Source organism: Rosistilla ulvae (assembly GCF_007741475.1).
Lineage (GTDB): Bacteria > Planctomycetota > Planctomycetia > Pirellulales > Pirellulaceae > Rosistilla > Rosistilla ulvae.
This window is the reverse complement of sequence record NZ_CP036261.1, coordinates 1,777,473-1,797,091: the sequence shown is the minus strand read 5'-3', so window position 1 is coordinate 1,797,091 and position 19,619 is coordinate 1,777,473. Positions and strand designations below refer to the sequence as shown.

Sequence of the window (19,619 nt, the reverse complement as noted above, 5' to 3'; positions counted from 1 at the left end):
AAGGACCGAAGGCCAGGCAATTTGGGGCGAGTGCGACCGCGTTGCGGTCGATGGGGATCATTGAGACGTTTGGGGATCCGGCCTTGCGGTCATGTCCATCGCGGCGTACCCGAAAGGAGCGCAGATGGTAGCCGGAGGTCGCAGCGCAGCGGCGCACCTCCGCAGCACGAGGCCCACAAACGCGATGCTCCCGGATGGAGGGCAGATCGATGTGCGCCCCCGTCAGGGGCGGAATTCAATTTCGCGATTCGGTCCGGTGGTATTCGCTACGCTCAAACCACCGGCTACCTTTTGGGGCCGCTTCGCGGTCCATCGGCCGCTGGCCCGGGCTATGCAAATTGCCGGGCCTTTGGCTGGGAGCGATGATCGATCGCCCTTTGCCCCTTGTTACCCGAGCCTATTGCGCCAATTCGAGGTCGTCGATATAGACGACGGCGTCGTCTTTGGCTTGGCTGACGAAGCCGACCCAGTCGAGGTTTTGCCAACCGGGACTGGTCGTTGTCAGGTCGCGGAACGTTTGCGGTTCCTGTCCTGGAACGGTCACTCGCAGATGCCAATGTCCCGCCTCTTGCCCCAGCTGCGCCGCGACTTCGATTCGGATCCATTGATCGACGGGCAATTCGACCGATACGCCATCTTTCGCTTTCAAGACGCCTTTCTCGATCCACAGACTTGGACCGATCTGAAACGGCTTGGCCGCGTCGCGCCATTCGTGCTGAAAGACTGCTCCTTCACCTAGCCGAATCATGAATCGGCATCGAGTCGTCCCGCTGCTGTGCTTCGGTGCCAGCGACATCATCGGGTAATAGGCGTGTGGTTGGTCGGGAGTGTCGATGAAACGGAGTGCTTTTCTGCCACGCTGGGCAAAGTCGACTTCGACGACTTCGATACCACCTCGCTCTTTGTCGGCGCTCACTCTTGCTCCCAACGGCAGCTCGCCGGTTTCAAAGTCCTCGCGGACCGAATAGGCACGCGGCTCGGGAGCCTTCAACATCTCGGGCATCGGCAGCGATGCGGCTTGTTCCTTCCATGCCGGTTCGCCGTAAACACCAGCTGCCGAAACATCAAACGGCTTGAAACCGATTTTGTCGGCGGCGGTGGTGTCGATGAATCGGAAGTCATCGTGCTTGGGATCGACAAATCGCGGATCGGCAATCACCGACTCGCCACTCGTGTCCGCTTTGCTGATGTCGACCTCCGCTCCTCCACGCCAATAAAGGTTCCGCCCGACCTTCACTCCATCGTCTCCCCAACGGCCGTGGAACAGTTCCTCGCTGTCAAACAGCACGATGTTCTGTTCGTACGTGAACGATAGATGGTCTTCGACGCGGCTGCGTCGCACTTGGTATTCGCGTCCGTAGGCGAAGATGTTGTTTCGGATGATGTTGTCGCGTCCGTAGTGCTGGTGGTAACCGCCCGATTTGGTTCGGTAGACCAAGTTGTTTTCCAGCAGGATGTCGGTGCTTCCTTCATCGTTGTACAAGCCCCAGCCGCCGTAGCCCCACGAATCGATGTCGTGGATTCGGTTGCCGCGAAGGACCGTTCCGGGAGCCGGCCCCAGCGTGTAGATGCCTCCCATATCGCTCAGCCAACCCTGGCCGATGTGATGAATATGGTTGTGTTCGATGCGATTCCGCGCGGCCAAGCTTTCGGAATATCCCCAGCGCCAGCCGACGGAGATGCCGGTGTAAAACAGATCGGCGATCTCGTTGTGCGTGATTTGATTGTCGCCACTATGACCGATCCAGATCCCCACGGCACAGGGGAACATGTGACCGCCGTGATTGACGATGCTGTTGTCGACGACGATATGGCTGGTCCGTTCGGCGAGGTTCTTGGCGATTCGGGTTTCGCCGATACGCACGCCACCGGCACCGAGATCGTGGATCCAACATCGCTCGATGCGGCTGTCGCGACAACCCTTGCGAAACCAAAGACCGTACTGGCCGGTGTGGCCGATTTCACAGTCGGCGAAGACGATGCCCTGGGCTCCGTCGATCTGTACCGCCGCTTCGATCGGTGATGCGGCTTGCGACGGCTCAAATCCCTCGGGCGGCGTGATCAGCCCGCTGTGCCGAAATGCCAAGCCGTGGAACTCGAGATTCTCCACCGATTGGTCGCTGGCGGCATCGCCAAGGATCACAACCAGCTTTTCGCTGACCGGCGCGATGCACTCGATCGTGTCCATCGATTCCCCTTCGCGAGGTCGGTAGCTGAGCAGACCATCGGGGGCGAGGAACCATTCGCCCGGCTGGTCCATCGCTTCGCGGTAGTTCTCTAAGATGTAGCCGGTGTTCAGGGTCAGCGGATTGTGCGACTTCATCCCACGTCCAACGCTGACCAAGCGGCCCGCGGCGGTATCCGCCGACTCGAGGAACCGCCGCGTGGTGTCCCATTTATGGAAGGCCAGGAATTGCACGTTGCGGATCTGTTCGGGGCTGAGTCCTTGCAAGCTGGCGATGTCGTCGGGATCGACAGTCAGCGTCTGCCGCGCGCGACGCGCGTTTTCGATCAACGTCTCTTGGCCGCGCAACATGTAGTGGAAAAAGTGATCCGGTTCGCGGGCTCGCGTCGCGTGGTTGCCGTTGATCCAGAGTTGATCGAAACGCCAATCCTGAGGCAACTGAGTCGACCAGACGCCCGAATCGGTGGCGGTCCATGGCGTTGTGATTTGGCGGCCGCCAGAGATCACCGGGGCGGCTCCTTCAGCGGCTTGGTAGACCACGTTGCCGTCTTGGGCTTCGAATACGATCGGTTCGCTGATTTCATAGCGTCCGTCGGCGACGATCACCCGAAACTTTTCATTGGGAGCGTCGGCGCGTCGCTGACGAATCTCGTCGCGAGCTTCGGTCAGCGAATGCAGTGGACCGGCGGGCGAAACATGCAGCGTCGTTTCCGCCGCGTCGCAGGCAACCGCCGCACTGATCAACAAGGCGACCGCGATACTGCAAACGGAGCGAATAGCAGATGGAACCAGTTTTGAGATCGCTCGCGCGAACATGACAGTCATTGTTGGAGAACTTTCAAACAGGGTGAGTGTTGGGTTGGGGGACCGCACAAATTAGGCGGTTGGTTGCTCGATTTCAACGGGACGGCGACCTGGCAATTGAATTGCCTGTCGCTTTCGCGGTTGTGATCGGTGAGCGAGCTGGTAACGTCATTTTAAGTCAGACATCCAAAAATTGGAGGACTTTCGAAATGAATGTTCCCAAACCTCTAAGGTTTAACGAGTAAAGCGAATTTCACATGAAGAGCGTTGCCCCAAACGAACCACCAACGCTTCCGGACCGCGAGACGATGTATGCCGCTTTGGTCGCTAAAGACTCCCGCTTTGAGGGGGTTTTTCTAGCGGGGATTCGCACGACGGGGATCTTCTGCCGACCGTCTTGCACGGCACGGAAACCGAAGCCGGAGAATGTGCAGTATTTTCGCGATGCAAAGTCGGCGATGGCCCACGGCTTTCGGCCCTGCAAAGTCTGCCGACCGTTGGCTGCGCTGGGAGCTGCGCCCGATTGGTTGCAGCCGTTGATCGATGATCTCCAGCGCGACGCAACACTTCGATTGCGCAGCGAAGACCTTCGCCAGCGCGGACTCGATCCAGCCCGCGTCCGACGCTGGTTTCAAAAGACACACGGGATGACCTTTATTGCTTACCTGCGGATGCGGCGGATCAATCAAGCGTTCGGGCAGATTCGCGATCGACAATCGATTACCAACGTCGCGATGGACAGCGGCTACGAATCGATCAGCGGATTTGGCGACGGATTTAAGCGAGCGATCGGCGCGGCACCGGCCAACAGCGAGGGCCGGCAAGTGATAGCGATCGCGCGACTGCTGACACCTCTTGGTCCGATGCTGGCGGGCGCATCGGACGCGGGGATCTGTCTGCTGGAATTTGCAGATCGGCCGATGTTGGAAACGCAGTTGGATCGGCTGCGAAAGCGGCGTGGAGCGACGCTGCTGCCCGGACCAAGTCCACTGTTTGCGACGCTGCAGTCGCAACTGCAAGAATACTTTGCCAGCCAGCGGACTCGATTCGAGATCCCGTTGGATACCGCCGGGACTCCATTCCAACAAAGGGTTTGGGAAGCGCTGCGGCAGATTCCATTTGGCGAGACGCGATCGTATGCTCAGCAAGCCACGGCGATCGGCAAGCCGACAGCGGTCCGCGCGGTGGCGCGGGCCAACGGCGACAACCGGATCGCGATCCTGATCCCTTGTCACCGAGTGATCGGCGACAACGGAACGCTGACCGGATACGGCGGCGGACTGTGGCGAAAACAGCGACTGTTGGAGATCGAGCGTCAGCAGCCAGCGACGACCGGGCAGTGTTAGTCGGCTGTGTCACCTTCGCGTCAGCAAAGGCCTCTCGATGGAGCGCGGCCCGCTGGGCAAGCGGTTTCACGAGGGGGGCGGCTAGATCGTTGGCTCCAACGCGGGCCGTTTAACTGCGGCGGCATCGCCCCACGCGTTTTGCAGTTTGAATTCGCAGAGCGTTGAACCCACGAAAAAACCCGCAGGAGGCTTAATTCCTGCGGGTTTCTTTTATACGCAACGTTTAGAGGCGCCGGCCGGATTCGAACCGGCGATGGTGGATTTGCAATCCACTGCCTTAGCCACTTGGCCACGGCGCCTTGAGGAGTCGTACGATAGGAGAATCGGCAAATCTGGTCAAGTCGCTTTAACTTAATTTGCCTGCCCAATCAAAAAAACTAACCCAGTCTGCGTTAGTCCTTTGATTGTACCGTACCGGCATGGAGTGAACTATCGGTCGTATTGGTCGGCGATCGCCAGTGCTTCTTCGATCGCCGACTGAAAATCTTCTTCGCTCAATCCCAGCGTTCGCTGGACCGCCACCAATGCCTCCAACTGCTCGGGGGTAAGATCCCCCTCCGCACTCGCCGCCATGAAGATCGCTTTCATCGCCAGGTACTTTTGATCGCGGTCCCATCGCGGCACGACACTGCGCAAATAGTTGTGAGCTTTGTAGCCGACCTGCGTCGCCGCGGCGCACATTCGCCCGAGGTCTTCGCGGTCGGCCGGTTCACCAAACAGCAGCTCGGCAACATGCCCCAGCGACTTGATCTCCGCTTCGGTGATCTCGCCATCGGCAACAACGGTCAGGACCGCCACGTTCATCACCTCTTGATGGAACTGCTGCTGTTCCAAATGGACGGCGGTCGATGGATCGATCTCCAACACCGCCGGCTCAAACGCTTGCCGGCACTCGTCGCACTCGACGTAATGTTGCACTGCCCCCATCGGAATCGTGGGGATGAAGTAGAGCGTCAGGAACGGCCGGACGCTCTTGAGTCGATACGGTTGCAGCTGCCGACACTGGGGACAGCGAAAGTCGCCGCGATCGCGCGTGCGACGCAAATCGGTTGTCCCAATCAATAGCATCAGCCTCTCCTTTTATCGAACGAAAATGTTAGCAACGTCGACCGGACGCGGATCGGCAACCCGAACATCGTCACCGCTAGCGAACGAAAAGGTTGGTAAAGTCGACAGGGCCGTCGGGGACCAGCGTCAGTGGCCCCTTGGCGTCGGCGGATCCCGTCGCCGCAAACGGCTCGATCTCCGTGCCGTTAATCGTCAGCGAAACCTTGTCGCCGCGAACCTCTCCTTCGATCCGATTCCACTTGCCCACCTTATCCAGATGCTGCGTCAGCGGCGAATCGTCACCCGCGATCGCTACCGCGGCCGCATCGCCACGCAGGCGGATCTGTGGCGAGCCCGAATCCCTGTTCAGTCGGAAGTCGACGACAAATCCATAATCGCCAAAGGCTTCGTCGGAGGCAAGTGGCAGGTTCGTGCCGGCGGCTCCGGTGCAGGAGAGAACCCAGTCGCTCGGCTTCCAATGGCCAGCAGCCTCTTCCGCCGTCTGCTTCGCCGCACCTTCGGGCTGCTGCACGCTCCAACCGGTCAAGTCGATGCCGGTGTACAGACAGCGGTAACCGCGATCGGCGATCGCGATCATGTTGGCTTCGATCGGCGTATCGGGCAGCTCTTTGATCTTCACATTGCGGTAATGGACGACGCCTCCTTCGGATTCGATGCACAGATAGCCCTTGCGTGGGTTGCAGTCGGTGCCACGGGTGACGACTTTGCCATTGACCGCCAGCGAGATCGCGCCGTCGATCGCTTCGATCCGGTAGTGATTCCATTGAGGCGTCGGCAGCGAACGCATTTCAGTCGGAAACGCGCGACTGCCACCGCGATCATTGCCCGGAGTCATCTTGGCTCCATGAATCGGAAAGATATCGCCATGCGTGGTGAACCAATCGGCTTTGCCGTAGGCGTTTTCGAGTATTTGGACTTCGATCCCGCGATGAAACGGCTGTCCCTTCGCGGTGATATCGTCGGCCCAGACAAAGATTCCGGCGTTCCCTTTGGGAACCATGTGCCGCCACTCGACTTCCATGATGAAGTTCTGATACATCCGATCGGTCCGCAGTTCGCCGATCGGTTTTCCGCTGCAGATCAGCATCCCCTCTTCGACCGACCAGGTGCGGGGATCGGTGTTGACCAGTTGCCAGCCCGCCAGGTCCTTGCCGTTAAACATCGGGACAAAACCGTCGTCCTCCTGTTGCGACCAGAGGTTCGCTGTGGGGGCGAGCAGCAATACGAGAGCGACAATCCAGCTGCGATGCATGTTTCGACTCAAATCAAAGGGAGGGAGATCGGATTGCCGGCGATCAGACGGCGGCCAACCAAGGGTGGGAAGAGAGGTTTCGATTGTACTTTACCCACTGGCCAGCTACATCCTGGATGGGCGAAACTCCCCAAGATCGACTATTATGAGTTTTTGCCAGCGTCTGATATCGGACCGCCATCAGCTGATAGCCGCTGCTTATCTCCCCTAACGCTCTTGTTTCATTCGAGGACTTTTAAACATGACTCAAGCAACACGACGACAGTTCGTCGCTTCTGGTCTCGCCGCGGGCGCTGTCGCGACGCTCCCCGGCCGCCGTGCCAATGCCGCTCTCGCCAACGACGAAATCAACGTCGGCTTCATCAGCTGTGGCGGACGTTCGAACGAATTGATGGGCTACTTCGAAAAAGTCCCCGGGGTCAACATCGCCGGTCTTTGCGATCCCGATCAGGCTCGCTTGAGCCGCTCCAGCCGAAGGTTTCCCAAAGCGCAAACGTGGAAAGACCTTCGCGATCTGATCGCATCGGACAGCATCGATGCGGTCGTCGTCGCCACCTGCAACCACTGGCACTGCTTGGCAACGATTTGGGCGATGGAAGCGGGCAAAGACGTCTACGTCGAAAAGCCGTTGTCGCACAGCCAATGGGAAGGTCGGCAGACCGTCGCGGCGGCGCGGAAGTACGATCGGATCTGTCAGGTCGGAACGCAGCAGCGTTCGGATCCGATGCAGGCTGAGATTCAAAAGTACTTGCACGACGACAAAGCGTTGGGGGCGATCCAAGCGGTCCGCGTCAACCGTTACGGTCTGCGAGGTTCGATCGGACGCCGGACGGAGCCGCTGCAGATCGACAAATCGGTCGCTTACGATCTGTGGCTCGGCCCGGCTCAAGACGAACCGATCTTCCGCAATAATTTGCAATACGATTGGCACTGGGATTGGAACACCGGATCGGGCGAGATGGGCAACTGGGGCGTCCACGTCCTGGACGACGTTCGCAACAACGTCTTCCAAGACCGGGTCGCGTTGCCCAAACAAATTCTTGGTGGCGGCGGACGTGTGGTCCTGGGCGACGCGGGGCAAACGCCCAACGTCCACTTTGCGTATTTCGACACCGGATCGATTCCGGTCGTGATCGGACTGTCGAATCTTCCCGACAAAGCTGGCAGCAAAAAGAGCCCGGCGCATCCGGGCCCCGGCAGCGGATACGTCGTCTATTGCGAAGGGGGCCGTTTGGAAGGCCAACGCGGCCGCGCTCAAGCGTTTGATGCCGACGGGAAAAAGCTCGCCAGCTTCAAGGGATCGGGGGGCAACGTGTTGCATCAAGCGAACTTCATCGATGCGGTTCGCGCTCACGACCGTTCGCTGTTGAATACCGAAGTGGCGGTTGGCAACGACAGCACCGGATGGTGCAACCTAGCCAACATCGCGTTCCGCGCCGGCCGACCGTATTCGCCGCAAGATGCCGCATCGGTCGAGTTGCCCCAGTGGAACACATTGATCGGCGAGATGGATCAGCATCTGAAATCGCACGATCTGTCGTTGGACAACAGCGAGATTCAGATGAGTCATCTGTTGACGCTCGACGAGAAGACCGAGCAGTTTGTTGGCGACGATGCCGATGCGGCGAACGCTTTCCTGAAACGGAAATACCGCGAAGGTTACGAAGTGCCAACGATCCAAGCGTAGGCTTGGGGGCACTTTGGAATAACGCAAACGGGGACTCTGGTTTATTCGGAGGCCCCGTTTCTTGTATACTCATCGCCTGATTCCGTTTTGAAGAGCCCCGGGCTTCACCGCCCTTTCCACCAACCCAATCCCGCCGATGATTGTTCCTGTTAACCGCGAGCGTCTGCTGCAACGTTTCCTGCAATATGTTCAGATCGGCACTGCGGCCGACCCGCACAGCGAGACCTATCCCAGCAGTCCGCAGCAGAAGGATTTGAGCCGCGTGTTGGCGGAGCAATTGGTTGCACTGGGCGTTGCCGATGCGCACATGGACGACCACGGTTTGGTCTGGGGAACGGTCCCAGCAAACGTCGCTGGCGCTCCGGCGATCGCACTGAACTCCCATGTCGATACATCGCCCGAAGCTCCCGGGGACGATGTGAAGCCGCAGGTGATCGTTTATCAGGGAGGCGATATTCCGCTGCCCGAAGACAATCAAGTCATCCGCGTCGCCGACTGTCCCGAACTGGCCGATCTGGTCGGCAAGACCTTGATCACCACCGATGGCACGACGCTGTTGGGAGGCGATGACAAAGCGGGCGTGGCGATCATCATGGAATTGGTGGCGACGCTGATCGAAAATCCGCAACTGCCCCACGGCCCGGTCAAGATCCTGTTCAGCTGCGACGAAGAGATCGGACACGGCACCGACAAGATCGACTTGGCTCAATTGGATGCCGTCGCCGCTTACACGTTGGACGGTGGCGGAGCGGGAGATTTGGACGTCGAAACTTTTTCGGCCGATGGCGTGCTGGTCACCTTTACCGGGCGGAACATCCATCCGTCGATCGGCAAAGGGCGGATGGTCAACGCGACGCGGGCGGCGGGCTTCTTTCTGCAGCAGTTGCCCGACGATTCGCTATCTCCCGAATCGACCGATGGCCGCGACGGATTCATTCATCCGTATGAGGTCGAAGGGGGCGTAGGCCGCGCCGAATTACGCGTGCTGTTGAGGAGCTTCGATACGGCGGAGCTGACTCAATACGCCGATCGACTGCGGCAAGCGGCAACGGCGACGGAACAACAATATCCCGGTCTCGCGGTCCGCGTCGAAGTCAAACCGCAATACCGCAACATGGCCGACGGTTTGCGAGAGAATCCGCGGGTCGCCGATCTGGCGGAGCAGGCGTTCCGGAATCTGGGCCGCCCGGTCCGACGCAGCATCATCCGCGGCGGGACCGATGGTTCGGCGTTGACGGAAAAGGGGCTGCCGACGCCAAACCTGTCCAGCGGTCAGCACGCGATCCATTCGCTACACGAATTCGCATGCCTGGAAGAGATGATCCAGGCGGTCGAGCACCTGCAGGAGTTGTTGCGGTTGTGGTCGGAGGTTTCGGCCTGAGTCGCTGCTTGTTCGGATGTACGAAGCGCGTAGCCGTTGTGCCGTCTGCTGGGCCATTTTGAATTGCAGTGGCCATCGGTCCCATTCGATTCGGTATGACGCGATTGCAGTTATTGGTAACGTGCCACAGAGGACTCAGAGGCCACTGAGCTTTTGTCTGGTGATCCTCTGTGTTCTCGGTGCCCTCTGTGGCTCACAGTCACGTCGGCGGTGGCGGCGTCATTCATGTGCGGCAGAATAAATTCTCGAAGCTTGCCACAGAGGACTCAGAGGCCACTGAGTTTTTGTCTGGTAACCCTCTGTGTTCTCGTTGCCCTCTGTGGCTCACAGTCACGTCGGTGGTGACGGCGTAATTCATGTGCGGCAGAATAAATTCTCGAAGCTTGCCACAGAGGACTCAGAGGCCACTGAGTTTTTGTCTGGTGATCCTCTGTGTTCTCGGTGACCTCTGTGGCTCGATGGCACCTGCGATCGAGGCATATTCCTGGTATGGCAGATTTTACAGAGAAAGTCGCTTTATGCCGTCGACAAGCCTCGCCTGACCGAAATTCATGAGTAGTGCCCGCCTCAATCCAGTGGATTTGAGATAGGACAACGTTTGAGCCGTAGCCACGTCGGGAAGCTTTTGGACCGCTTTCAATTCCACGACCACCTCACCCTCAACCAATAGATCAAGCTTTTGTCCCTTGATGATGTGTCCCTTATACATCACATCGATTTCTTTTTGTCGTTCGCATGCGATGCCACGTATGTGGAGTTCATAACAAAGTGCTTCCTCGTAGATAGACTCCAGTAACCCCGGGCCCAAAACACGATGCACCTCAATCGCGGCCCCAATTATCTTCTCTGTCAGGTCATCGCTCATCGTGCTTTGTGTCCTCTGTGATCTCTGTGGCTAGAACGTATGCGTGCACAAGTCGTTGATTTCGGTAGACGCGATGCCCACGACCTTCCTTTGGAGGTTTGACCTCAGGCTATCTGAGCCTCGGTCGATGCATTGAAGACGCGTTTTGCTGCGGCAAGGCCCATATCGCGACCGCTAAACCTGCGCTGGTGCCGGCGTTGGTGGACGAAAGAGATAAGCTGGGCGTGTGGGGGATGCTTTCCGTTCCCCGCCCCGTGTTCGTTGTACTATGATTGTACAGACGCTGCTTTGCACCATGCCTTCCCACCTACTTGATGAGACTCTCCATGGTCGTGTTCTTTCGACGATCCTCTCTTCCCATCCTGGCCTTGGCGATTTTGATCGCCCACGCTGCCATCGAACCGGTTGCCAGCCAAGCTCAACCGCGGCCGAACAATAAATACGGTCAGACCGATGATTTTCGGCAGATCGACCAGTGGCTGCCAACGCCCAACAAATACCGCTCCGCATCGGGAATGCCCGGCCCGGAATATTGGCAGCAGCGAGCCGATTACAAGATCGACGTGCGGTTAGACGATCAGAACCAGAAGATCACCGGCAGCGAAACGATCGACTACCACAACCACGCCCCCGAGCCGCTTGGTTTCCTGTGGATCCAATTGGACCAGAACATCTTTGAACCGGGATCCGACGCGATCGCAACCGCGACGGCGCCGAATTTCTCCGACCGCGCATCCTTTAATACGATCCGATCGCTGCTGGCGCGGGAGTCGTTTGAAGGAGGCTTCAAAATCCACGGCGTGACCGATGCCGAAGGCGCACCGCTGAAGCACACGATCGTCAAGACGATGATGCGGATCGATCTTCCCACGCCGTTGCCGCCGGGCGAATCGACCACCGTCAAGATCCGCTTCGACTACCTGATCAACGACAGTAAATTAATTCACGCCCGGACGGGGTACGAGTTCTTCGAGAAAGACGGCAACTACATCTACGAGATCGCTCACTGGTATCCCCGCGTCGCCGCGTTCACCGATTACGAAGGCTGGCAGAACAAGCAGTTTTTGGGACGCGGTGAGTTCACGTTGGAGCTAGGCGATTTCGAGGTCCGGATCACCGCTCCGGACGATCACATCGTCGCGGCGACCGGCGTTTTGCAGAACGGCGAAGAGGTGCTCACCGAAACGCAACGGCAGCGACTGGAAAAGGCGAAGACCGCCGAGGAACCGATCTTTGTCGTCACGCCCGAGGAAGCGTTGAAGAATCAAAAGGATCGCAGCAAGCAGGATAAGACTTGGGTCTACCATGCTGAAAACGTTCGCGACTTCGCCTGGGCCAGCAGTCGCAAGTTCATCTGGGACGCTCAAGGTCACGACCAGAACGACAACCCCGTGATGGCGATGTCGTATTATCCGAACGAAGCCGAACCGTTGTGGAGCAAATATTCGACGCACGCGATCATCCATACGTTGGACGTCTATAGCCGCTACACCTTCGACTACCCCTACCCGATCGCGATCAGTGTCAACGGTCCGGTCTACGGGATGGAGTATCCGATGATCTGTTTCAACGGCCCGCGCCCGGAGGAGGATAAAACCTACACCGCGCGGACCAAATACGGATTGATCTCGGTGATCATCCACGAGGTCGGGCACAATTATTTCCCGATGATCGTCAACAGCGACGAGCGTCAATGGACCTGGATGGACGAGGGGCTCAATACGTTTCTGCAGTATCTCGCCGAGCAGGAATGGGAGGAAGACTACCCCAGCAAGCGAGGCGAACCGGACGATATCACCGGTTACATGCGCAGCAGCGGCCAGATGCCGATCATGACGAACAGCGAATCGATTCTGCAGTTTGGCAACAACGCCTACGGCAAGCCAGCGACGGCACTGAACATCCTGCGCGAGACGATCTTGGGCCGTGAGCTTTTCGATTTTGCCTTCCGCGAATACGCCCGTCGTTGGAAATTCAAACGCCCCACGCCCGCCGACTTCTTCCGCACGATGGAAGATGCTTCGGGAGTCGATTTGGATTGGTTTTGGAACGGATGGTTTTATAGTACCGACCACGTCGATCTCGCGATCCGCGATGTCAAGCTATATCAGATCGACAGCTCCGATCCCGACGAAGCCGCCGAACGCAAACGTCAGGAAAAGGATAAACGCCGGCCATCGCTGTCGGCTGAGCGAAACGAACCGCTGCAAAAACGGATCGATCTGTTCCCTGGCCTGAAAGACTTTTACAACGACTTCGACGAACTGGAAGTCACCGAGGATTCGCGGAAAGCGTTTCAGAAGTTTGTCGAAAGCCTGAACGCCGAAGAGAAACAACTGATCCGTCGCAAGACGAACTTCTACGTCCTGACCTTCGAAAACGTCGGCGGTCTGGTGATGCCGATCATCGCCGAGATTCGCTACACCGACGGATCGAAACAGATGCTCGACATCCCGGCGGAGATCTGGCGAACGAACAACAAAACGGTTTCGAAACTGGTGATCACCGACAAGGAACTCGACAGAATCGAGCTCGACCCACGCCACCAATTGGCCGATACCGACGCGTCGAACAACTTCTATCCGCCGCGGATCGTCCCCAGCCGATTCAAGTTGTACAAGGACAAAAAATCATCCAACCCGATGCGGAAGGCAAACGAAGCGAAGAAGAAGTCGGACGCTGACAAGGGCAAAGAGTCGAACAAAGAAGAGGCTGCGGAGAAGAAGCCTGCGGCCAAAGCGGAAGCTGCCAAGCCAGCGGCGGCAGCAGTGGCGAAGCCTGCAACTGCGGAGGCGGCCGAATGATCCTTCCTCTATTGTTATCGATGTTGATGCATCCGTTTCACGTCAGTTTGGCGGAAGGGGAATGGAATCCACAGTCGGGGCGATTTGAAATCGCGATCCGCCTGGAGCCTCGCGACTTCCAGCTTGCGTTGTCGAAGCACGCTGGCAAACGGATCGATCTCGAAACGACCGATCGCGATCAATTGCAAGCCGCGATTGTGGCCTACGTGAAAGCGAAATTCATCGCCGTCGACGCCCAAGATCGCCCCGCGCGATGGCACTGGGTTGGGATGGAGAACGAGACGAAATACGTCTGGGTTTACCTGGAATTGCAACCCGATGCGGCTTCGCGCGAGCTGCGGATCAGCCACCGGATGCTGCACGAAGTCGCCTCGACGCAGGTCAACACGCTGCTGTTGATGGGAGCCGATGAAAAACAGACGCTCCGTTTCACCAAGGCCCAGCCAACGCAAACACTCCGCCGCGACGGAGCCAAAGCCCCGTGGGAATTGGTTGTCCCAAAGACCTAGTGCTTTGTCAGGCTTTGATTTTGGGGTAGAGGGATTTTAGTTTTGTTCTCGCATCTTTGACTTGGAATTGCCAGTCAACGCCACGCTGTCTTCTGTTTGAGTGTGAGGACCACGCCTGTGTTTCCTTTCTCAGCGGCGCAATCGTCGCGAATCGACGACCGTTGATACACTGCCGCGTCATTGAACTGAGTTCGTTCTCAGCCGCGTTGAGCCAACTTCCATGCTTGGGTGTGTAACGGAACTCGATGCGACGAACCAAGGCACGGGCTTTTTCTGGCTTAAAGGCCTCGTAGAAGGCGCCTTTGGTGTGGGTATTGAGATTGTCACATACCAGGATGATCTTCTTCGCCTTTTTGTAGCGTGTCGTCAGCAGTGCCTCCATTTCGATGGCCCAATCGACCTTGGTTCGCTTTGGACGCACGGTGACTTCTCTCCATCCGGCCAGCGGCTCGGTGAACATGAACACGCTGGCGGTTCCGCACCGTTCATACTCGTAATCGACGCGTCGAGCATGATTGCGGGTCGCCGGGATCGGCGTTCGCGTCTCTTTGTGAAGCTGGACCGGCTGTTCGTCCATGCACACCACGGGATAGTCCGAATCATACGGTTCTTCGTAGGTATCTAGGACTTCTTCCATGCACGCTACAAATTCGGAGTCGGCGTCGGGTGGAATCACCCAATACTGGATCTTGCGATTGGTCATGCCGTTTTTTTAAGCGTTTGGCGAACGGTTTCGTAGCTGATCGAGTCCACGATCCCCAGTTCTACCACGTGGACTGCCAACAGACGCAGCGACCAACTCGCGAACCCTTTGGGAGGTTTCCCCAACCGCAAGGCGATCACTTTCGCTTCTTGCTTTCCGTCAAGCGTCTTCTCTCGCGGGGCGCTCAAACGCGGTTTCCCGTGCAGCGCCGTATCGAACCCTTCGGTCACCAAACGTTTGCGAAGATTCTCCACGGTCTGAATCCGACACGCCAAAGCTTCCGCGATTTTGGCGTCGGTCCAGCCAGGTCCTTCCGTGTCAGCTTTGAGAAGGATCAGCGCCCGCCGTACCTTCTGCGAGGAGCCTTTCAGCTTCTTTACAATCGCCTTCAGTTCTTCCCGTTCTGTATCCGAAAGCCGAACGATATACTTCTTAATCATCGAATCCTCCGTGACTCGTGGGGCAATCGACCTACAAACTCCCGGATTCTTCCAATTTAGGAAACCCCAATTCCTAAGCCTGACAAAGCACTAGAGTCTCGGTGAATTGTGCGCGGACTCGCCTCCCCGAACCTCGCTTCGCTGGTTCGCCCCTCCTCTTCAAACTTCGTTTGGCGGAGGGTGAAGATCGATAGCGACGGCGCACTTCACCCGCCCAGCGGAACGCTGGGAGGGTCGGGAAACGAGCGTCAAGCAAGTTTTTCGGGGAGGGCCTTCTGCGTGATCGAGCGTCTGGAAATGTGCGAGGACTCGCTTCCCTGAACTTCGCTTCGCTGGTTCGACCCTCCCCTTCAAACTGCGTTTGGCGGAGGGTGAAGCTTCGACCCTCGCTTTTAAGCTCCGTTTGGGGGAGGAGCACGCGTTGGCTGGTTGACCTCGTGTCGAGGGCTAAGGCTTCGCCGCTTCGGCTGATTCGAGGTAGGACATCAGTTCGTAGATCTCATCTTGGGTGAAGCGATCCATCAGCGCCTTGGGCATCATCGACTGCGATGATTTGTTCATGATGTCGATGTCGTCGCGCTGGATCACCGTCGGCTCTTTCGATTCGGGATTGGCCAGCAGCGAGATCGTCTTCTTGTCCTCTTCGACTACGATTCCCGAGATCGCTTTGCCGTCGAGGGTCAGGACGACGTGGACGACATATTTGGGGTCGATCTTGTGCGAAGGATCGAGGATCTCCTGCAAGACGCCCAACCGGTCTCCCTTCCAACGCGCGACGACGTCGGTCAGGTCGGGGCCGACCGCCCCCCCTTCGCCTTGCATCTTGTGGCACTGAGCACAGCTGGCTTCGGTGAAGATTCGCTTGCCGATCTCGGGGGACCGACCGCGGAGCGCGAGGTCGAGATCCTGCTTAAAATCATCGACAGTCCAGCTCTTGATAAACGCCCGATCGTTGCCGATCGGATCCTTCGGTTCGACTGGATTCTTCAGCCACAGATCGAGATCTTCGACCACGACCATCACGCCATACATCCGCATCCAGTGGCGTGGAAAAGTGCAGACGTAAGGATATTCCCCCGGCTGTTCTGGAGCGGTAAAGGTCAGCGCCTCGCGTTGGTGCGCCCCGACCATCGATGTCGAATGCAGTACTTTGTCGCTGTCGGGAACGTGCATTTTTCCGGAAGGTCCGGGAGTCGAATCCATCGCCGAACCAAGCTCCGCAACCTCTTTCAGGTCGCCCGGCGTGGTGATCACCAAGTTGTGCGGCATCAGGTCTTCGTTGACCAAAACGACCTGCACCTCGCTGCCCGCTTGGACGACGAAATAGGGAACGTCGTATCGCATCTCCTCTTCCACCGCGTGGATCTGGACCACGCGAACGGCGATTTCACTGAGCCGCTTGCGGACGGTGCGGGCTTGGTCGACGGGCATCAGGCCGATCAATTGATCGACCAATTGCATCGCGTTCAAAAAAGCTGGCTTGGTCCGATCGGCGGCGGGGGTCGCTTCGGCCAGCTGCATCAGTCTGGCGACGACTTGTTGAGCGATCGAAGGATCGCGGTCGTCGGCGGGGACCTTTAAGAGCGTCGAGACAGCTTCGGCGACCAGCGGCTTTTCGGCGATCGTCTTGGCAACGCGGCTGAACGTGTCGGCTTGGTCGGCGGGAATACTGCGGAGTGCACCGATCGCGGCGCGACGCATTTCCTTCTCTTTCGATTGCTCGAACAGTTCGATCACATGCGCTCGCTGCGACGATCGCAACTTTGGTTTGGGGAGCAGCGAGATCGAGTGCAAATAGTCGAGCTTGCTGTCCGAGCTGGCGGTTGCAAGTTCCCATGCTTGATCCGATTGATCACCCGCGATCAGACCGGCGTATCCGACGGCGCGAAGCATCGCAGAATCGGAAGCGACCGCGTCGATCAAGGCTTGTTTTTGATCCGCCAGGTCTTTGGGCGACTGAGCCAACAGCATCGCGGCCAATTGGCGGCCAACTTCTTTCTCTTCGGAATCGCTTTCATCGAGCCCCGAAATCGCGGCGAGCAGTTCGGTCGCCGGGCTGGTTCCGTTGAGCACCGCCAATCCTGCGGCGGCTTGTTGGCGGTCCTGTCGCGAGAGGCCGCCGCGTGTCAGGATCGTGGCGAAGACAGGTTTGTATTTAGGATCGTCGGTGGCGCGAGGGACCATCACCAATTGCTCGTTGGAGAGCCGATTGAGTTGGAACATCACGACCCGCTCGCTCTTATCGAGGAAGATCCGAGGCGGCTTGGGATCGGCTGCCGTCGCGGTCGATGTAAGGGCAAACAGGACGATGCAGAGTGTCAGCGCGTGAAGCTTCATACGTTTGAATCGATTGAAAGGAACGGCTGGGAGCGACCGGAAACGTTACGGGCTCCCGAATCGCCTGAGTGTAGCAAATTGTGTTGCAGCGGCCACCACAAGGCGAGACTACCGACCGGGACCAACGCGGCTTCAGTTGGCTATTTGCCAATCGTGGTCCGCATCAGGACGAGATTGTCATGCACGAGGCTGGATGACCAGATGAATTTTGCATCGGCATCGGGCGCGTCGAACAGGTCGGTGAAGTTGGTGTAGGCCGGCTTGTTGTTGACCCCGACGAAGTCGTTGGTGAAGGTGACAGCGTTGGGCCAATGATGATCGTTAAAATCGGCGGCAGCCCAATTTTGCGGGATCGGCCAATGAGCGGCGAACCAAGTTGTTCCATCGTCAACATCGTCGGTGCTGCTTTTGGAACTGTCTCGGTGGCTGCCGTTGACGACGAGGCAGTCGGGCGACTTCAGCGGTGCGACATAAAACGTCTGAGCCTTCCAGATCTCGTCGGTGATGGAGACCGTTTCGCCAGCCGCGTTCTTGATGACGGCGACCAAACCGGCATCTCCTTGATGGAAGGGAGCCCCGCGGAATTGTTCAAAGCCGAGCCCGAGTCGCTCCTCCCAATCGACACCCATCACGCCAATCGTAACCGGCCGCTGGGCTTTGAAGCGAATCACATTACTGTTGAATGGCGTCATCGGAACGGGGTCGACCGCCAGCAGTTTGCCATTGACGTAGAACTCAAAATAGTTGTCACCAAAAACATAGGCGGTGAAGATTTCGTCTCCCCCCGCGTCGATCACGGGGATCTGATTCACGTCGACATCGGCCAGTCCTGCAGGCGTCACTTTGTTGGCCTCGTTGTAGAGATCAAACGCTTTGGGTGCGGACTGAAAATGGGTCCTTGCGGGAACCGTCCACTGGCGACCGTCTGTCGATTTGATCTTGGCGACTTTCGCCGTCCGCGGGTTAGCTCCTGTCCATTGAAATAGAGTGACGACATCACTTTGCGCTTCGCCCTGAGTGAACGAAGGCTGTTCGGAGACAGGCTGCTTTTGCGAAACCGCGATCAAGTCGGGTGTCGCGCCATTGCCGAACTTGGGACTTTTGCTGTCGTCGATCTCGGCGCCGGGGGATGGCGTTTGCGCCACCGTGGTCGAAGTGGCCGCGGCCAAAATTGCGAACGCAACGAGTAGAGAAAGGTTTGATTTGAGCATCGTAGATTTCCTTGAGGTACCTGTCTTTAGGTTGTTAGATTCGACCGCCCCATCCTGCCCATTGAAATTCATGAAAGCTCCTGCAGCGCCGCCAGAACGTCATCGGGTTCCGCACGTTTGCGATAGTCAACATCGACGAACCGCCAAGTCACCTTTCCATCGCGGTTCAGCACAAAGGTTGCTGGGATGGGCAACACGCTGCCGTTGCCACCGTTGATCTCTGTCAGATCAAGCTTGCGATCGTTCCGCATGTGATCCAGGATCATATCGGGGACCTGCCAAGCGACACCGTACTGAGCTGCGACGCGAGCGTCCTGGTCCGAAAGGACAGGGAACTCCAACGCCACTTGTTCGGCATGCGTCATCGATTGATCGGGCAATTGCGGACTGATCGCAACGAGTTCGGCTCCGACCGAATGAATCTCCGCCAACCGCTGCTGCATCGCTCGCAACTGCAGATTGCAATACGGACACCAGCTTCCGCGATAGAACGTCACGACGACCGGGCCCTTCGACAGCAAGCGAGACAACGAGACCGTTTCCCTTTGCGGATTGGGCAGCGCAAAGTCGGGAGCCGGCTGTCCGGTTCCAATCGCCTGGGCACCGGATTGGAATGCTTCGGCGGACGACAGAATCTCATCGACTTGCTTTGCGAAGGCGGGATTGTTCTTCCGTGTGTTCGCAAACTTTGCCTCGGTTTGTACTCGAAGGCTGGACATCGTGTTTCTCCTGAAAGATCGGGGGCTATCGATTCTGAATTTTGAGCTTCACCGCGACGTCGTTCGGCCAGCCCAATATCGATCGTCGCTGTTGTCGGGAAGTGGCATCCCCGCGGACAGGCTCTACAGCAATTCCGCCACCCGTTTGTCCAGCCGGGCGAGCGGTTGCCAAGCTTCGCTTCGAATTGAGCCAGACGAGACGGTTCGGCCACCGTCGGAGCGTTTGCGTTCAGCGTGCTGCTTTATTATCCAGTCTATCGACGCGTCCAGTGCTTGCTGGAACCGTCGCGATTGACCGATCGGCGAAC

The 19,619-nt window shown here is 57.9% G+C and carries 13 protein-coding genes and 1 tRNA gene; 5 read left to right on the top strand and 9 right to left on the bottom strand.

The features are described 5' to 3' along the window. Positions 1 to 397 precede the first annotated feature (397 nt). Positions 398 to 3,010, bottom strand: coding sequence for a right-handed parallel beta-helix repeat-containing protein (locus EC9_RS06500; protein ID WP_246105987.1), 2,613 nt, complete (start codon positions 3,008 to 3,010; stop codon positions 398 to 400). A gap of 236 nt (positions 3,011 to 3,246) precedes the next feature. On the opposite strand from EC9_RS06500, the gene EC9_RS27235 reads away from it, so the two are divergent. Next, a complete protein-coding gene (locus tag EC9_RS27235) occupies positions 3,247 to 4,335 on the top strand; it encodes a bifunctional transcriptional activator/DNA repair enzyme AdaA (RefSeq protein ID WP_218934633.1) in 1,089 nt (362 codons plus the stop codon). A 227-nt stretch (positions 4,336 to 4,562) separates the two neighbouring features. On the opposite strand, the gene EC9_RS06490 is transcribed toward EC9_RS27235, so the two are convergent. The 3 genes from EC9_RS06490 to EC9_RS06480 all read right to left on the bottom strand — a co-directional run bounded on the left by EC9_RS06490 (position 4,563) and on the right by EC9_RS06480 (position 6,655). Further along, positions 4,563 to 4,634: transfer RNA gene (locus tag EC9_RS06490), tRNA-Cys, on the bottom strand. Positions 4,635 to 4,764: 130 nt separating this feature from the next. Continuing rightward, the gene (locus EC9_RS06485) at positions 4,765 to 5,403 is read right to left on the bottom strand and encodes a TerB family tellurite resistance protein (RefSeq protein WP_145343374.1); all 639 of its coding nucleotides are present in this window, start codon (positions 5,401 to 5,403) and stop codon (positions 4,765 to 4,767) included. A 76-nt stretch (positions 5,404 to 5,479) separates the two neighbouring features. After that, entirely contained in the window at positions 5,480 to 6,655 is a 1,176-nt protein-coding gene (locus tag EC9_RS06480; protein WP_145343372.1) for a 3-keto-disaccharide hydrolase, read from the bottom strand. A gap of 241 nt (positions 6,656 to 6,896) precedes the next feature. Here EC9_RS06480 and EC9_RS06475 point away from each other — a divergent pair, with 241 nt between their 5' ends. Together EC9_RS06475 and pepT are read left to right on the top strand one after the other, a co-directional pair. Beyond that, entirely contained in the window at positions 6,897 to 8,342 is a 1,446-nt protein-coding gene (locus tag EC9_RS06475; protein WP_145343370.1) for a Gfo/Idh/MocA family protein, read from the top strand. A 136-nt stretch (positions 8,343 to 8,478) separates the two neighbouring features. Next, positions 8,479 to 9,723, top strand: a complete 1,245-nt coding sequence (pepT, locus tag EC9_RS06470) for a peptidase T (RefSeq protein WP_145343368.1) — start codon at positions 8,479 to 8,481, stop codon at positions 9,721 to 9,723. A 499-nt stretch (positions 9,724 to 10,222) separates the two neighbouring features. Here the strand turns inward: pepT and EC9_RS06465 are convergent, their stop codons facing one another. Beyond that, positions 10,223 to 10,588: a GxxExxY protein gene (locus EC9_RS06465; RefSeq protein WP_145343366.1), complete on the bottom strand. Its 366-nt coding sequence runs from the start codon at positions 10,586 to 10,588 to the stop codon at positions 10,223 to 10,225. 326 nt (positions 10,589 to 10,914) lie between these two features. Between EC9_RS06465 and EC9_RS06460 the strand changes: the two genes are divergently transcribed. Both EC9_RS06460 and EC9_RS06455 read left to right on the top strand, forming a co-directional pair. Further along, the gene (locus EC9_RS06460; RefSeq protein ID WP_246105986.1) at positions 10,915 to 13,392 is read left to right on the top strand and encodes a M1 family metallopeptidase; all 2,478 of its coding nucleotides are present in this window, start codon (positions 10,915 to 10,917) and stop codon (positions 13,390 to 13,392) included. Beyond that, entirely contained in the window at positions 13,389 to 13,901 is a 513-nt protein-coding gene (locus EC9_RS06455) for a DUF6702 family protein (protein WP_145343364.1), read from the top strand. Before EC9_RS06460 ends, EC9_RS06455 begins: the two co-directional genes overlap by 4 nt. Positions 13,902 to 13,908: 7 nt before the next feature. Here EC9_RS06455 and EC9_RS06450 read toward each other — a convergent pair. From EC9_RS06450 to EC9_RS06435, 4 genes are all read right to left on the bottom strand, one after another. Continuing rightward, positions 13,909 to 15,041, bottom strand: a protein-coding gene (locus EC9_RS06450) for an IS630 family transposase (protein ID WP_145349026.1) whose coding sequence is annotated in 2 segments (ribosomal slippage) — positions 13,909 to 14,606 and positions 14,606 to 15,041 — 1,134 coding nt in all. Because the reading frame shifts where the segments join, the coding sequence is not laid out codon by codon here. A gap of 450 nt (positions 15,042 to 15,491) precedes the next feature. Then, the gene (locus tag EC9_RS06445; protein WP_145343362.1) at positions 15,492 to 17,381 is read right to left on the bottom strand and encodes a c-type cytochrome; all 1,890 of its coding nucleotides are present in this window, start codon (positions 17,379 to 17,381) and stop codon (positions 15,492 to 15,494) included. A 140-nt stretch (positions 17,382 to 17,521) separates the two neighbouring features. After that, a complete protein-coding gene (locus EC9_RS06440; RefSeq protein WP_218934631.1) occupies positions 17,522 to 18,592 on the bottom strand; it encodes a hypothetical protein in 1,071 nt (356 codons plus the stop codon). A gap of 68 nt (positions 18,593 to 18,660) precedes the next feature. After that, positions 18,661 to 19,311, bottom strand: coding sequence for a peroxiredoxin-like family protein (locus EC9_RS06435; RefSeq protein ID WP_145343360.1), 651 nt, complete (start codon positions 19,309 to 19,311; stop codon positions 18,661 to 18,663). Positions 19,312 to 19,619 lie beyond the last annotated feature (308 nt).

What these genes read in the sequence shown, in the direction of transcription:
- EC9_RS06500 (WP_246105987.1), bottom strand. Translation starts at nt 3,010, where the DNA reads ATGACTGTCATGTTCGCGCGAGCGATCTCAAAACTGGTTCCATCTGCT.
- EC9_RS27235 (WP_218934633.1), top strand. Translation starts at nt 3,247, where the DNA reads ATGAAGAGCGTTGCCCCAAACGAACCACCAACGCTTCCGGACCGCGAG.
- EC9_RS06485 (WP_145343374.1), bottom strand. Translation starts at nt 5,403, where the DNA reads ATGCTATTGATTGGGACAACCGATTTGCGTCGCACGCGCGATCGCGGC.
- EC9_RS06480 (WP_145343372.1), bottom strand. Translation starts at nt 6,655, where the DNA reads ATGCATCGCAGCTGGATTGTCGCTCTCGTATTGCTGCTCGCCCCCACA.
- EC9_RS06475 (WP_145343370.1), top strand. Translation starts at nt 6,897, where the DNA reads ATGACTCAAGCAACACGACGACAGTTCGTCGCTTCTGGTCTCGCCGCG.
- pepT (WP_145343368.1), top strand. Translation starts at nt 8,479, where the DNA reads ATGATTGTTCCTGTTAACCGCGAGCGTCTGCTGCAACGTTTCCTGCAA.
- EC9_RS06465 (WP_145343366.1), bottom strand. Translation starts at nt 10,588, where the DNA reads ATGAGCGATGACCTGACAGAGAAGATAATTGGGGCCGCGATTGAGGTG.
- EC9_RS06460 (WP_246105986.1), top strand. Translation starts at nt 10,915, where the DNA reads ATGGTCGTGTTCTTTCGACGATCCTCTCTTCCCATCCTGGCCTTGGCG.
- EC9_RS06455 (WP_145343364.1), top strand. Translation starts at nt 13,389, where the DNA reads ATGATCCTTCCTCTATTGTTATCGATGTTGATGCATCCGTTTCACGTC.
- EC9_RS06445 (WP_145343362.1), bottom strand. Translation starts at nt 17,381, where the DNA reads ATGAAGCTTCACGCGCTGACACTCTGCATCGTCCTGTTTGCCCTTACA.
- EC9_RS06440 (WP_218934631.1), bottom strand. Translation starts at nt 18,592, where the DNA reads ATGCTCAAATCAAACCTTTCTCTACTCGTTGCGTTCGCAATTTTGGCC.
- EC9_RS06435 (WP_145343360.1), bottom strand. Translation starts at nt 19,311, where the DNA reads ATGTCCAGCCTTCGAGTACAAACCGAGGCAAAGTTTGCGAACACACGG.